This is a genomic window from Amycolatopsis bullii (assembly GCF_014654205.1).
Classification (GTDB): Bacteria; Actinomycetota; Actinomycetes; order Mycobacteriales; family Pseudonocardiaceae; genus Amycolatopsis; species Amycolatopsis plumensis.
Window position 1 is genome coordinate 19,306 of the sequence record NZ_BNAW01000026.1, and the last position, 14,317, is coordinate 33,622.

At 69.7% G+C, this 14,317-nt stretch carries 13 protein-coding genes; 7 read left to right on the forward strand and 6 right to left on the reverse strand.

Features of this window, described 5'->3' with window-relative positions:
- Positions 1 to 11 precede the first annotated feature (11 nt).
- From IE317_RS26015 to IE317_RS26035, 5 genes are all read right to left on the reverse strand, one after another.
- Complete coding sequence (locus IE317_RS26015; RefSeq protein ID WP_191313966.1) at positions 12 to 1,160, reverse strand: NAD(P)/FAD-dependent oxidoreductase; 1,149 nt, start codon at positions 1,158 to 1,160, stop codon at positions 12 to 14.
- Positions 1,157 to 1,477: a bifunctional 3-phenylpropionate/cinnamic acid dioxygenase ferredoxin subunit gene (locus IE317_RS26020; RefSeq protein ID WP_191313967.1), complete on the reverse strand. Its 321-nt coding sequence runs from the start codon at positions 1,475 to 1,477 to the stop codon at positions 1,157 to 1,159. Before IE317_RS26020 ends, IE317_RS26015 begins: the two co-directional genes overlap by 4 nt.
- A gap of 210 nt (positions 1,478 to 1,687) precedes the next feature.
- Positions 1,688 to 3,355 (reverse strand): choline dehydrogenase, encoded by a 1,668-nt coding sequence (betA, locus tag IE317_RS26025; protein ID WP_191313968.1) that lies wholly within the window; start codon positions 3,353 to 3,355, stop codon positions 1,688 to 1,690.
- A gap of 8 nt (positions 3,356 to 3,363) precedes the next feature.
- Positions 3,364 to 4,932, reverse strand: coding sequence for an amino acid permease (locus IE317_RS26030; RefSeq protein ID WP_191313969.1), 1,569 nt, complete (start codon positions 4,930 to 4,932; stop codon positions 3,364 to 3,366).
- A gap of 33 nt (positions 4,933 to 4,965) precedes the next feature.
- Positions 4,966 to 6,420: an aldehyde dehydrogenase family protein gene (locus tag IE317_RS26035; protein ID WP_268246905.1), complete on the reverse strand. Its 1,455-nt coding sequence runs from the start codon at positions 6,418 to 6,420 to the stop codon at positions 4,966 to 4,968.
- 52 nt (positions 6,421 to 6,472) lie between these two features.
- Between IE317_RS26035 and IE317_RS26040 the strand changes: the two genes are divergently transcribed.
- Together IE317_RS26040 and IE317_RS26045 are read left to right on the forward strand one after the other, a co-directional pair.
- Positions 6,473 to 7,051, forward strand: a complete 579-nt coding sequence (locus IE317_RS26040; RefSeq protein WP_191313971.1) for a TetR/AcrR family transcriptional regulator — start codon at positions 6,473 to 6,475, stop codon at positions 7,049 to 7,051.
- Between the two features lie 102 nt (positions 7,052 to 7,153).
- Entirely contained in the window at positions 7,154 to 8,272 is a 1,119-nt protein-coding gene (locus tag IE317_RS26045; RefSeq protein ID WP_191313972.1) for an aromatic ring-hydroxylating oxygenase subunit alpha, read from the forward strand.
- On the opposite strand, the gene IE317_RS26050 is transcribed toward IE317_RS26045, so the two are convergent.
- Entirely contained in the window at positions 8,269 to 8,916 is a 648-nt protein-coding gene (locus IE317_RS26050) for a GntR family transcriptional regulator (RefSeq protein WP_191313973.1), read from the reverse strand. The genes IE317_RS26045 and IE317_RS26050 overlap by 4 nt on opposite strands.
- Positions 8,917 to 8,978: 62 nt before the next feature.
- Between IE317_RS26050 and IE317_RS26055 the strand changes: the two genes are divergently transcribed.
- The 5 genes from IE317_RS26055 to purU are packed head-to-tail and all read left to right on the forward strand — an operon-like array spanning position 8,979 to position 14,317.
- Positions 8,979 to 10,190: a sarcosine oxidase subunit beta family protein gene (locus IE317_RS26055; RefSeq protein WP_191313974.1), complete on the forward strand. Its 1,212-nt coding sequence runs from the start codon at positions 8,979 to 8,981 to the stop codon at positions 10,188 to 10,190.
- 9 nt (positions 10,191 to 10,199) lie between these two features.
- On the forward strand, positions 10,200 to 10,478 hold the full coding sequence (locus IE317_RS26060) for a sarcosine oxidase subunit delta (protein WP_191313975.1): 279 nt from the start codon (positions 10,200 to 10,202) through the stop codon (positions 10,476 to 10,478).
- On the forward strand, positions 10,475 to 13,018 hold the full coding sequence (locus tag IE317_RS26065) for a 2Fe-2S iron-sulfur cluster-binding protein (RefSeq protein WP_191313976.1): 2,544 nt from the start codon (positions 10,475 to 10,477) through the stop codon (positions 13,016 to 13,018). The genes IE317_RS26060 and IE317_RS26065 overlap by 4 nt, the downstream gene beginning before the upstream one ends.
- Positions 13,008 to 13,478, forward strand: a complete 471-nt coding sequence (locus tag IE317_RS26070; protein WP_191313977.1) for a sarcosine oxidase subunit gamma — start codon at positions 13,008 to 13,010, stop codon at positions 13,476 to 13,478. Before IE317_RS26065 ends, IE317_RS26070 begins: the two co-directional genes overlap by 11 nt.
- Positions 13,475 to 14,317 carry a formyltetrahydrofolate deformylase gene (gene purU / locus IE317_RS26075; protein ID WP_229902919.1) on the forward strand — a complete coding sequence of 281 codons (843 nt, stop codon included), beginning with the start codon at positions 13,475 to 13,477 and terminating at the stop codon, positions 14,315 to 14,317. The genes IE317_RS26070 and purU overlap by 4 nt, the downstream gene beginning before the upstream one ends.

The window sequence follows — 14,317 nt, forward strand, 5'->3', positions numbered from 1 at the left end:
GCTCCTGAAGCTTATCCTTGAACCGCCGGTTGAAACTCCGGGCGGCGCAGGGCCTGCCGGCGGAGGCGGGTGAACAGCTTGGCGTTGTTCAGCGCGAACACCCCGGTCGTCACGCCGTCGCGCGAGAAGGTCGCCACGAACGAGGACGACGAAGGGTCGCCGTCGACGAACGAAAGCGTGTCGTCCGGGCGGGGGTGGCCGGCCAGCTGCAGCGTCCCCGAATACTGGTCCGACCACACGTATCCGCTCGGCGTGTAGGTCTGCGCGGTGTGGCCGGCCAGCAGGTTGGCCACCGCGACCGGCGCTTGCTCGGACGCGTTCGTCCAGTGCTCGTGCCGCCGTCCGCCGTACCGGGCCACATCGCCCACGGCGACCACCTGAGGAAGCGAAGTAACCAGCCCGTCATCGGTGTGGACGCCGTTGCCGACCTTCAAACCCGAGCCCGCGAGCCACTCGGTCGACGGCGTCATCCCGACGCCCGTCACCACCACATCGGCCGAAACGACCGCGCCGGACGCCAGCGAGACGCCGGCCGGGGAACAGCCCACGACCTGGACGCCGCACCGCAGGTCCGTGCCGTGGTCGAGGTGCAGCCGGGCGCACACCGCGGCCAGCGAAGGCCCCAGCACCGGGGCCAGTGGCGCGGTCAGCGCTTCCAGGACGACGACGTCGAGGCCCAGCGAACGGCAGGTCGACGCCACCTCCGCCCCGATGAACCCGGCCCCGACGATCGCGACGCGAACTCCCGGGACCAAGGCGGCGCGCAACGCGAGAGCGTCGTCGAGGGTCCGCAGCACGAAAGCGCCCTCGAAGCCCGGCAGCGTGCGCGCGCGGCCGCCGGTGGCGATCACGACGCCGTCCGCGTGCACCGAAGTCCCGTCCGACAGCCGCACGCGCCGGTCGGCCGGCTCCAGCGCCGTCGCCCGGACGCCGAGCCGGAAGTCCAGGGCCAGCGACGCCAGGTCACCGGTGTCGAGCAGGTCGAGGGACTCCCGCGACGCCGTCCCGGCCAGGAAGCCCTTGGACAGCGGCGGCCGGTCGTAGGGCAGGTGCGGCTCGTCGCCGATCAGCACGATCCCGCCGTCGTACCCCTGCGCGCGCAGCTCCTGCGCCGCGCGGACCCCGGCGAGCGAAGCGCCGACGACCGCGACGCGCTTCACGCGGCGTCCTCGTCGGCCACGCCCTCGACGTACACCACACCTTCCTCGACGACCACGGGGTACGTGCGCACCGGGTCCTTCGCCGGCAGGCAGGTCGGCGCGCCCGTGCGCAGGTCGAACATGGCCGCGTGCAGCGGGCACTCGACGAAGCAGCCCTCCAGCCAGCCGTCGGCCAGGGAGGCGTCCTGGTGGGTGCACGTGTCGCCGATCGCGTACAGCTCGCCGTCCTCGGTGCGGAACACCGCGATGGCGGGCGGTCCGGGGATCCGGACGGACTCGCCGGGGGGCAGCTCGTCCACCGTGCACGCGCGAATCATGACGCCTCCGAATGTTGCGCATGGGGGAACATCGACTGTGATACGCAACAAGTCTGAGTCCGGCGCCGGACGCCGTCAAGGGGGTACGCCCCGGTAGTTTCCCTTGCCCCATAACGGTGTTTCCACGCACGCCGAAACCCCGGTGAGGGCACTTTCACGTGAAAGTGCCCTCACCGGGGAAGGCACTTTCACGGGAAAGTGCCCGCTCGGCTACTTGGCGGCGGTCTCCCCGTGCCGGTAGAACGGCAGCTTGAGCGGGGCCAGCGGGGTGTTGCCGAGGATCAGGTCGGCCGCCTTCTCGGCGGTCATCATCACCGGCGCGTAGATGTTGCCGTTGGTGATATAGGGCATCACCGACGCGTCGACCACGCGCAGGCCCTCGGTGCCGTGCACCCGCATGCTCTGCGGGTCGACGACGGACTTCTCGTCCACGCCCATCTTGGCCGTGCAGGACGGGTGCAGCGCGGTCTCGGCGTCCTTGGCCACCCAGTCGAGGATTTCCTCGTCCGTCTCCACCGACGGCCCCGGCGAGATCTCCCCGCCGTTGTACGGGTCCAAAGCGCTCTGGTTGAGGATCTTCCGCGCCACCCGCACCGCTTCGACCCATTCCTTCCGGTCGGTCTCCGTCGACAGGTAGTTGAACCGGATCGCCGGGTGTTCCCGCGGGTCGGTGGACCTGATCTTCACCGAGCCACGGGTGTCGGCGTACATCGGGCCGACGTGCACCTGGTAGCCGTGCCCTTCCGTGGGGGCCGAACCGTCGTAGCGGATGGCGACCGGCAGGAAGTGGAACATCAGGTTCGGGTACTTGACCTCGTCGTTCGACCGGACGAACCCGCCGCCCTCGAAGTGGTTCGTGGCGGCCGGCCCGGAGCGCAGGAACAGCCACTGCGCACCGATGTAGGGCCGCTTCCACTTGGCCAGCGACGGCTGCATCGACACCGGCTGCTTGCAGGCGTACTGGATGTACACCTCCAGATGGTCCTGCAGGTTCTCGCCGACGCCCGGCAGGTCCTTCACGACGTCGATGCCGAGCTTCTCCAGTTCCGCGGCGTTCCCGACGCCGGAGAGCTGCAGCAGCTGCGGGGTGTTGATCGCGCCGCCGCAGAGGATGATCTCCTTGCCGTACACCTCACCCGGCACGCCGCGGCCCTGCGCGTACTCGACGCCGACCGCGCGCGTGCCGTCGAAGAGGATCTGCGACACGAACGCGTGCGTCTTCACCGTGAGGTTGGGCCGGTTCATCACCGGGTGCAGGTACGCACCCGCCGCGGAGAGCCGCCGTCCTTTCCGGACGTTGCGGTCGAAGGCCGCGAACCCTTCCTGCTTGTAGCCGTTGACGTCGTCGGTGCGCGGGTAACCCGCCTGCTCGGCGGCGTCGAAGAACGCCTGGAACAACGGGTTCGACGCCGGGCCGCGCTCCAGCTCCAGGGGACCGTCATGGCCGCGCCACTGCCCGTCGGGCGCGTCGGCAAGGCAGTTCTCCATGCGGTTGAAGTACGGCAGGCAGTGCGCGTAGTCCCAAGTGGACATCCCGGGGTCGGCGCCCCAGCGCTCGTAGTCCATCGGGTTGCCGCGCTGGAAGATCATCCCGTTGATGCTGGAGGAACCGCCGAGCACCTTGCCGCGTGCGTGGTAGATGCGCCGCCGGTTCATGAACGGCTCGGGTTCGCTGCGGTAGCCCCAGTCGTAGAACTTCGACCCGATCGGGAAGGTCAGCGCGGCCGGCATGTGGATGAAGACGTCCCACTTGTAGTCCGACCGGCCCGCCTCCAGGACGAGGACCTTGTTCGCCGGGTCGGCCGAGAGCCGGTTCGCCAGCGCGCAGCCCGCCGAGCCGCCGCCGACGATGACGAAGTCGTAGGTTTCGGAACTCATGGCGCCTCCTATCCGGGCAAGGTGTCCGGGGTGTGGTCGGGCATGTGCTCGGGGCTGGTGTGGGCCGAGCCCCAGGTGCGCCGCCGGACGTAGAGCATGATCGCACCGATGATCACGATCAGCGCGGTGACGATCACCGCGCCCCACTGGAAGTACCAGTGGTCGGAGCCGTAGACCTCGGCCCGCGGCCAGATCAGGTTGATCGTCATGGCGCCGCCGTAGAGCACCGCGACCAGGTTCACCAGCGTGCCCCAGCGGCCCAGCTTGAAGTACGGCCCGTGCTCCGGCCGCGGCCAGTGCCCGCGCAGGCGGCGCACCAGCATCGGGCCGGTGACCATCAGGTAGGGGATGTAGAACAGGATGATCGCCGTCGACGTGAGGATGAAGAACGCCCGCTGGTTGCCGAGGTTGATCAGCAGCACGACGACGGTGAGGCCACCGGTGAGCAACGCCGGGAGCACCGGCGTCTTGGACCGCGGGGACACCTTCGCCATCGCGCGGCTGAACGGCAGGCGGCCGTCGCGGGCCATCGCCCAGGTCATCCGGATCGCCGCGGTCTGCACGGCCAGGCAGCACACGGTGATGGCGATCGCCGAGCAGATCAGGAAGGCGTCACCGAGGCCTTCGCCGAGGGTGCTCTTCAGCAGGTAGGGCATGCCGGAGGTGCTCAGCTCGTCGGCGTTCAGGTTCCCGACCGCCATCATGCCGAACAGCATGATCAGCCCGCCGACGATGAACGCGGCCGTGATGGCGCGCAGGATGGCGCGGGGCGCGTGCCGCCGCGGCTGGGTCGTCTCCTCGGCCAGCGAACCCGCGGTGTCGAAGCCGTAGAAGACGTACGCGCTCATCAGAGACGCCACCAGGAACGCACCGAGGTATCCGAACGAGTGACCCTCACCGGTGCCGTGGGTGTCGAAGACCAGGCCGGGACCGCGTTGGATGTGGATGGCCAAGGCGATCACGAGCAGGATGCTCGCCCCCAGCTCCACCGCGACGCCGAAGTTGTTGATCTTCGCCATCAGCTTGACGCCGATGATGTTGACGATCGTGGCGAACACGACCAGGACCAGGGCCAGGATGATGGCGTTCTGCGCGCCGCCGGGGGTGGACGTCAGGCCGGCGTCGGCGTCGCTGCCGACGATCTGGAACGCGGTCGAGACCTGCGGCAGGATGATCTGGTAGGCCACCGCGACCGCCGCCGCCGTCACGATCGCGCCGATGATCATGATCCAGCCGGCCAGCCACGACGTCGCCGGTTTCGCGATCTGCTTGGCCCACTGGTACACCGAGCCGGCGAGCGGGAACTGCCCGGCGAGCTCGGCGAAGCACAGCGCGACGGCGAACTGGCCGAGGAAGACCAGCGGCCACGTCCAGATGAACGCCGGGCCCCCCGACCCGAAGCCGAAGAAGAAGAGCTGGAACACGCCGGTGAGGATGGAGATGTAGCTGAACCCGGCGGCGAAGCTGGAGAACGACCCGAGCGAGCGCTCGAGTTCCTGGCGGTAGCCGAACTTCTCGAGTTCGGAGCTGTCGTCGGCAGCAGGCCCCCCGCCCGCCGGTATTTCCTGAGTGGTCATGGCATGCGTCCTCACGTGGTGGGGGAGGGGAAATCAGCCTTTGAACCAGTGCTGCGGAACGGGATCGATGTTCTGGTAGATGTGCTTGCTCTCCTGGTACTCGGCCAGCCCGGACGGCCCGAGTTCGCGGCCGACGCCCGACTTGCCGAAACCACCCCACTCCGCCTGGGGCAGGTAGGGGTGGTAGTCGTTGATCCACACGGTGCCGTGGCGCAGGGCCCCGGCGACGCGCTGGGCGCGGGACGCGTCCGACGTCCACACGGCTCCGGCGAGCCCGTACTCGGTGTCGTTGGCCAGCGCGATCGCGTCCGCCTCGTCCCGGAAGCGTTCCACGGTGACGACCGGGCCGAAGACCTCTTCCCGGACGATGGCCATGTCCCGGGTGCAGTCGGAGAACACGGTGGGGCGCAGGAAGAAACCGCCGTCGTACTCCGGTCCTTCGGGTCGCTTGCCACCCGCTCGCAGCGTCGCACCGTCCTTGAGAGCGCTTTCGATGTAGCCCTCGACCTTGGCGCGGTGCTGCGCCGAGACGAGCGCGCCCGTTTCGGTCGCGGGGTCGAGCGGGTCGCCGACGCGGATCCGGTCGGCGCGCGCGGCGAGGTCCGCGACGAACCGGTCGTGGATTTCCTCTTGGACGATCAGCCGGGCGCCCGCCGAGCAGACCTGTCCGGAATGGACGAACGCGGCCATCAGGGCGTAGTCGAGCGCGGTTTCGTAGTCGGCGTCGGCGAAGACGACGTTCGGGTTCTTGCCGCCGAGTTCGAGGGCGACCCGGCGGACGCCCTTCGCGGCGGCGGCCATGATCTTCTCCCCGGTCGCGTACCCGCCGGTGAAGGACACCAGGTCGACGCCCGGGTGCTCGACCATCGTCGCGCCGACCTGGCCGTCGCCGAGCAGCAGGTTGACGACACCGTCCGGTGTCCCGGCCTCTTCGAGCAGGGCGACGAGCTTGATCGTGGTGAGCGGGGTGACCTCGCTGGGCTTGAGCACCACGGTGTTGCCCGCGGCCAGCGCGGGCGCGACCTTCCAGGACATCTGGAGCAGGGGGTAGTTCCACGGCGCGATCAGGGCGCAGACGCCGACCGGTTCGTGCACGATCCGGCTGACCACGGTCGCGCTGCCCGCGTCGACCAGGCGGCCGGCGTCCTTGTCGGCGAGGTCGGCGTAGTAGCGGAAGACGTTCGTCACGTCGTCGATGTCGATGCGGCCCTCGCCGAGCGTCTTGCCCGTGTCGAGGCTCTCCGTGCGGGCCAGTTCCTCGCGGTCGCGGACCAGCAGGTCGGCCGTCCGGCGCAGCAGGGCGCCGCGCTCGGCGGCGGTCGTCCGGCGCCACGGACCCTCGTCAAAGGCCCGCCTCGCCGCTCTGACGGCGGCGTCGACCTCCGCGCGGCTCGCCTCGGCGAGGGTCGCGATGACCTCGCCGGTCGCGGGGTTCAGCACATCGAACATGCGGCCCTTCCCGGATCGGTAGTGGCTGCTCGGCGGCAAGAGTGCGTACTTTTGTACGCGAAGTGTGTACAGATGTCCACAAGGGGGCTCGATGGCGAACAGCGAACCCGGCGCGACGCGGCGCCGTGGTCCGAACGACCCCGAACGGCGGGCGCGGATCGCCAAGGCGGCGATCGAGGTGGTCGCCCAGCGGGGGATCGACGGCGTCACGCACCGGTCGGTGGCGGCCGCGGCGGGTGTCCCGCTCGGCTCGACGACCTACCACTTCGCGACCTTGGACGACCTGCTGGAAGTCGCCCTGCACGAGGCGGCCGAGAAGAACGTCCACGCGCTGAAGGAGTGGGAGTCCGCGCTCGCCCCGGACGCCGACTTCGCCGCGGCGCTGGCCGACCTGGTGATGGGCTACATCAACGAGCAGTATCGGGACACGGTCGTCGAATACGACCTCTACGTCGCGGCGCTGCACCGGCCGGCCCTGCGCAAGGCCAGCGCGGCCTGGGACGACGCCCTGATCGCGTTCTTCGGCTCCCGCACCGACCCACTCACCGGCCGTCTCCTGGCCGGCTTGTTCTGCGGCCTGCTGATGCAGGCGGCCCTGGCCGACCCGCGGCCGACGCGGGAGGAGATCGAAACGCTGTTCCGGCGGGCGATCGAGGGACCGGCGGTCTGAGCCATTGACAGCCGCGCGTGGCGGCAGTCAGTCTGTTCCGGAGTGAGCAACAAGACGCGTTCTGCGCAACTCCCGAACTGATCCGCGGAGAGGACCACGCCGGTGACCGCTATCGATCTCCCGCCGAGCCTGCTCGCCACGTTGCCCGGCAGCTCCTACACCGATCCGGCGATCTTCGCGCGGGAGCAGGCGAAGATCTTCGAGGCGGACTGGTTCTGCGCCGTGCGCAGTGCCGACCTCGCCGGGCCGGGGGCGTTCGAGACCGTGCAGATCGGCAAGGAGAGCGTGCTGGTCTCGCGGGGCCGGGACGGGAAGCTCAACGCGTTCCTCAACGTCTGCCGTCACCGCGGTGCGCGGCTGTGCACCTCCGAAACCGGTACCGTGAAGCGCGCCTTCCAGTGCCCGTACCACGCCTGGACGTACGGGCTCGACGGCAAGCTGATCGCCGCGCCCAACCTCACCGGGATGCCGGACGTCGACCGCACCGAGTTCGGCCTGACCAGGCTCCACCTGCGGGAATGGCTCGGTTACGCCTGGGTCTGCCTGGCCGACGAACCGCCGTCGTTCGAGGAGACGGTGATCGGGGCCGTCACCGAACGGCTCGGCGGCCCGGCCGAAATCGACGCCTACGGCATCGACGGTCTCGCGCTCGGCAAGCGCATCGAGTACGACGTGAAGGCGAACTGGAAGCAGATCATCGAGAACTTCATGGAGTGCTACCACTGCGCGACGATCCACCCGGAGCTCACCGAGGTCCTCCCGGAGTTCGCCGACGGTTACGCCGCGCAGTACTACGTCGGCCACGGCGCCGAGTTCGGCGGCGACATCAAGGGCTTCACCGTCGACGGTTCCGAGGGGGTCGACCGCCTGCCCGGGGTCACCGAAGCCCAGGACCGCAAGTACTACGCGATCACCATCAAGCCGGGGGTGTTCGTCAACCTCGTGCCCGACCACGTGATCCTGCACCGGATGTTCCCCCTGGCTCCGGACCGGACGCTGGTGCGCTGCGACTGGCTCTACCTGCCCGAGGTGGTCGAGTCGGGCCGCGACCTCAGCCGGTCGGTCGAGCTGTTCCACCGGGTCAACCTGCAGGACTTCGAAGCGTGCGAACGCTGCCAGCTCGCGATGGACTCGCGCTCGTACGCGCGCGGCGGGGTGCTCGTGCCCAGTGAGCACCACATCGGCGCGTTCCACGACTGGGTCCGGGCGAGACTGGCCTAGATCAACGCCCGGATGGCGGTCTCGAACCCGGTGACGTGCTCGAGCGTCAGCGCGGCCGCCTTCTCGGCGTCACCCTCGATGATCGCGGTGAGGAGCGGGACGTGCTCGTCGACGTGGCCGGCCATCCCGGACAGCCGGGGCACGAACACGCACCAGATCCGGGTGGCGAGGTTGTCGTACCGGATCAGCGTGTCCTCGAGGAACGGGTTGTGCACGCACCGGTAGATCGCCCGGTGCAGGGCGAGGTCGGTGCGCAGCAGCTCGGCGTTGTCCCCGCCCGGGACGCCCGCGTCGAGCTGCGCGCGCAGCTCGGCCAGCGTGGCCCGGTCGGCGTCCGTGGCGCGCGAGGCCGCGGCGGCCGTGGCCATCGGTTCGAGGGTGCGCCGGACCTCGGAGATGTGCGCGAGGTCGGAGATGTTGACGTCGGTGGCGAACGTCCCGCGCCGCGGGTAGGCGACGACCAGGCGTTCGGACTCCAGCCGCTTCAGCGCCTCGCGGATCGGCGTCCGGCCCATGCCGAGCGCGGTGCCGAGCTCCTCTTCGTTGATCGGGGAGCCCGGCGGGATGTCCAGCATGACCAGGCGATCACGGACGAACAGGTACGCCTGTTCGGCCAGCGACGGGGGATTGACCTGCGGGTGCATGGCGCTTAGCCTACATCGACGATTGATATATCAGAAGTCGACCAGTCCTCGGAGGACGCTCGATGACCGATCTGCCGGAACACCCGGACTTCCTCTGGGACAACCCCGAGCCTCGCCGGAGTTACGACGTGGTCGTCGTGGGCGGCGGCGGGCACGGGCTCGCCACCGCGTACTACCTGGCCAAGCGGGGCATCACGAACGTGGCCGTGCTGGAAAAGGGCTGGCTCGCCGGCGGCAACATGGCCCGCAACACCACGATCATCCGCTCCAACTACCTCTGGGACGAAAGCTCCGGCATCTACGAGCACTCCCTGAAGCTGTGGGAAGGCCTCGAAGAGGACCTCGGCTACCCGATCCTGTTCAGCCAGCGCGGGGTGCTGAACCTGGCGCACAGCCTGCAGGACGTCCGCGACAGCGTCCGCCGCGTCGAGGCGAACAAGCTCAACGGCATCGACGCCGAGTGGGTGGACGCCGACGGCGTCAAGGAGATCTGCCCGATCGTCAACACCTCCCCGGACGTCCGCTACCCCGTGCTCGGCGCCACCTTCCAGCCGCGCGCGGGCATCGCGAAGCACGACTACGTGGCCTGGGGCTTCGCCCGCGCCGCGCACGAGATGGGGGTCGACCTCATCCAGAACTGCGAGGTCACCGGCATCTCCACAGTGGACGGACGGGTCACCGGGGTCGAGACGCCCCGGGGCCGGATCGCGGCGGGCAAGGTGGCGCTGTGCGCGGCCGGGCACACCTCCGTGCTCGCGAAAATGGTCGGCCTGGACCTGCCGCTGACGTCGCACCCGTTGCAGGCGCTGGTCTCCGAGCTCCTGGAACCGATCCACCCGACGGTCGTCATGTCGAACGCCGTGCACGTCTACGTTTCCCAGGCCCACAAGGGCGAGCTCGTGATGGGTGCCGGCATCGACTCCTACAACGGTTACGGCCAGCGCGGCTCGTTCCACATCATCGAGCAGCAGATGGCCGCCGCGCTGGAGCTGTTCCCGGTGTTCGCGCGGGCGCACCTGCTGCGGACCTGGGCCGGGATCGTCGACACCAGTCCGGACGCCTCGCCGATCATCGGCCTGACGCCGGTGGAGAACCTGTTCCTCAACTGCGGCTGGGGCACCGGCGGCTTCAAGGCCACGCCGGGGGTCGGCGACGTCTTCGCGGCGACCATCGCGCGCGGCAAGCCGCACGAATACGCCGAACCCTTCTCCCTCGACCGGTTCACGACCGGTGCCCTCGTCGACGAGCACGGCGCCGCCGCCGTTGCGCACTAGGAGATCTCCATGCAACTGATTCCCTGCCCCTGGTGCGGGCCGCGCGAGGAAGCCGAGTTCCACTACGGCGGCCAAGCGCACGTCGCCTACCCGGCGGATCCGTCGGCACTGTCCGACGAGGAATGGGCGAAGTTCGTGTTCTTCCGTGAGAACCCGAGCGGCCCGTTCGCCGAGCGGTGGAGCCACTCCGCGGGCTGCCGCCGGTGGTTCAACGCCGTCCGCGACACGCGCACCCACGACCTCCTGGCGGTCTACCGCCTCGACGAGCCCGGGCCGGTGCTCTCGTGACCCGGCTGTCCGGCATCCCGCTCAAGTTCACCTTCGACGGCCGCGAGCTGACCGGGTTCCTCGGCGACACCCTGGCTTCCGCGTTGCTGGCCAACGGCATCCACCGCGTCGCGACCAGCATCAGGTACGGCCGGCCGCGCGGCATCGTCGCCGCCGGTGTCGAGGACCCCAATGCGTTGGTGCAGATCGAAAAGCCGTTCCCGGAGCCGATGCTGTCCGCGACCACCGTCGAGCTGTACGACGGCCTGGAGGCCCGTGGCCTGCGCGGCCAGGGCCGCCTTGCCACCGAACCCGACCCGGCACGCTACGACACCAAGCACGTCCACTGCGACGTCCTGGTCATCGGCGCCGGACCCGCTGGCCGCGCGGCCGCGGCGGCTGCTTCCGGCCGGGTCCTGCTCGTGGACGACCAGCCCGGCGGCGAAGCCCTCGAGGGCGTCCGATTCCTCTCGCGCACAACGGCGTTTGGCGTCTACGACGACGGGTTCGTGCTGGCCCTGGAACGCCGGGGCGAGCCCGCGGCCCCGGAACGCATCTCGCGGCAGCGGGTCTGGCGGATCCGGGCGAAGCGGATCGTCATCGCCACCGGCGCCCACGAGCGGCCGATCGTGTTCCCGGACAACGACCGTCCCGGCATCATGCTCGCTTCGGCCGCCCGCACTTACCTGAACCGCTACGGTGTCCTCGCCGGGCAGCGGGTGGTCGTGTTCACCACCAACGACTCCGCTCGTGAAGCCGCCTCCGAGCTGGCGGCCGCCGGGGCCGAGATCGTGCGGATCGCCGACGCCCGCGAAGGCTACGGCGTGATCGGCACCGACGGCGGCCCCGACGGGCACATCACGGCCGCTCACGTGGCGAAACTGGGTGAGCTGCAGGGGGAGCGGGTCGAGTGCGACCTGCTGCTCGTGTCCGGCGGCTGGAACCCGGCCGTGCACCTCTACAGCCAGGCCCGCGGCACCCTGCGGTACGCCCCGGAACTGGGCGCCTACGTCCCGGACGGCGACCTGCCGAACGTGACCGTCGTGGGCGCGGCGGCGGGCGAAGGGCTGCCGGAGACGAAGGTGCTGTGGCAGGTGCCCGCGCCCGAGTCCGAAGTGGACACGCGGTTCGTGGACCAGCAACGGGACGCGACCGTGTCCGACGTTCTGCGCGCCACCGGTGCCGGGCTGCGCTCGCTGGAGCACGTCAAGCGCTACACGACCATCGGCACCGCGCACGACCAGGGGAAGACGTCCGGCATGCTCGCCGCCGGGATCACCGCCGAGGCACTCGGCGTCGACCTCGCCGACCGCAGGCCGACGACGTTCCGGCCGCCGTACACGCCGGTCTCGTTCGCCGCGCTGGCCGGACGGAACCGCGGGGCACTGCACGACCCCGTGCGCGTCACGACGATCCACCCGTGGCACGTCGAGCACGACGCCGAGTTCGAGAACGTCGGCCAGTGGAAGCGGCCGTGGTACTACCCGCGGCCCGGCGAGTCGATGGCCGACGCCGTCCGGCGCGAATGCCGCGCGGCCCGCACCGACGTCGCCGTCATGGACGGGTCCACGTTGGGCAAGATCGACGTCCAGGGCCCGGACGCCGGCTGGTTCCTCGACATGCTCTACACGAACATGATGAGCAACCTGCGCGTCGGCCGCATTCGCTACGGCGTGATGTGCGGGGTCGACGGCATGGTCATCGACGACGGTACGGTCATCCGCGTCGGCGAGGAGCGGTTCCTGGTCACCACGACGACCGGCAACGCGGCGAAGATCCTCGAGTGGATGGAGGAGTGGCTGCAGACGGAGTGGCCGCACCTGCGGGTTCACGCGACGTCGGTGACCGAGCACTGGGCCACGATCCCGCTGGTCGGCCCGCGTTCGCGGGAGGTCCTCGGCCGCCTGGCGCCGGGCCTCGACGTCTCCAACGAGGCCTTCGGGTTCATGACCTGGCAGGACGCCGAGGTCGCGGGCCTGCCGGCGCGGGTCTGCCGGATCAGCTTCTCCGGCGAGCTGGCCTACGAAATCAACGTGCCCTCCTGGCACGGGCTCGAGCTCTGGCAGTCCATAGTGGACCAGGGTGCGACGCCGTACGGCACCGAGACCATGCACGTCCTGCGCGCCGAAAAGGGCTACCCGATCATCGGCCAGGACACCGACGGCACGGTCACCCCGCACGACCTGGGCCTGTCCTGGGCGGTGTCGAAGAAGAAGGCCGACTTCATCGGCAAACGCTCCTTCGCCCGCGCCGAGAACAACCGCCCCGACCGCAAGCAATTCGTCGGCCTGCTGCCGGTCGATCCGTCGGTGCTGCTGCCGGAAGGCTCGCAGATCATCGAATCGGAGACCGTGCCCGAGCCGCCGGTGCGGATGCTCGGCCACGTCACCTCCAGCTACGACAGCGCCGCCCTCGGCCGGACCTTCGCCCTCGCCCTGGTGCGTTCGGGTCGCGAGCGCATCGGCGAAACGCTCTACGTGCCGGTCGGCGACCAGGTGGTGCCGGTGACCGTGACCGAGTCCGTGCTCTTCGACAAGGAAGGAGCCCGCCGTGACGGTTGACGCGGTCGACGAACCGTTCCGCACCCAGCTCACCGTCCGCCTCCGGGAAGGCGAGACACTCCTCGGCGTCCCCTTGCCCGGCCCGTGCACCTTCACCAGCGGCAACGGCGTGGACCTCCTCTGGATGGGCCCCGACGAGTACCTCGTCCTCGCCGCACCCGGCCGCCGGCCGGAGCTGGAAAGGGCACTTTCACGTGAAAGTGCCCTCGCCGTCGTGGACGTGTCGGCGCAGCGCAACGTCGTGCGGCTGACCGGGTCGCACGCGGCCGACGTGCTGGCGCACGGGTGTTCCCTCGACCTGGAGATGGCGCCGCCGGGTACCTGTGTGCAGACCTTGCTCGCGCGGACGGGAATCGTGCTGATGGTCCGGGACGACGGCTACACAATCCTCGTGCGGCAGTCCTTTTCGGACTACTTCAAAGCATGGCTGGCCGACGCGAGTCTGGAGTACGTCTCGTGACTTTCACCTTGACCCTCAGGTGCCCCGAACGCGCGGGCATCGTGCACGCCGTCACGACCTTCCTGGTCGGTCAGGGCTGCGACATCGTCGAGCACCAGCAGTTCGACGACGACCTCCGCGGTGCGCTGTTCCTGCGCACGTCGTTCACCTGCACCGAGCCGACCACAGTAGACGACCTCACCCGCGCGTTCGCCCCGGTGGCCGGTGACTTCGGCATGGAGTTCGGGTTCTCCGACGGCACCCCGCCGCGGATCCTGGTCATGGTTTCGAAGTTCGGGCACTGCCTCAACGACCTGCTGTTCCGCTGGCGCGCGGGCGGTCTCGGGGCGGAGATCGCCGTCGTCGTCTCGAACCACGAAGACCTGCGGCCGATGACCGAAGCCGCCGGAGTGCCGTTCGTGCACGTCCCGGTCACGCCCGGCACGAAGCCGGAAGCCGAGCAGCGGCTCCTGGACCTGGTCGGGGAGTACTCGGTCGATCTGGTCGTGCTCGCGCGGTACATGCAGGTGCTGTCGAACGAGCTGTGCCAGAAGCTCGAGGGCCGCGCGATCAACATCCACCACTCGTTCCTGCCCGGCTTCAAGGGCGCCAAGCCCTATCACCAGGCCTACGACCGCGGCGTCAAGTACGTCGGCGCCACCGCGCACTACGTCACCCCCGACCTCGACGAGGGCCCGATCATCGAGCAGGAGGTCCAGCGCGTCGACCACACGTACTCGCCGCGCGAGCTCGTGACCGTCGGCCGCGACGCCGAAGCCCTGGCCCTGTCCCGCGCGGTGCGCTGGCACTGCGAGCGCCGCGTCCTGCTCAACGGCAACAGCACCGTCGTCTTCCGGTAG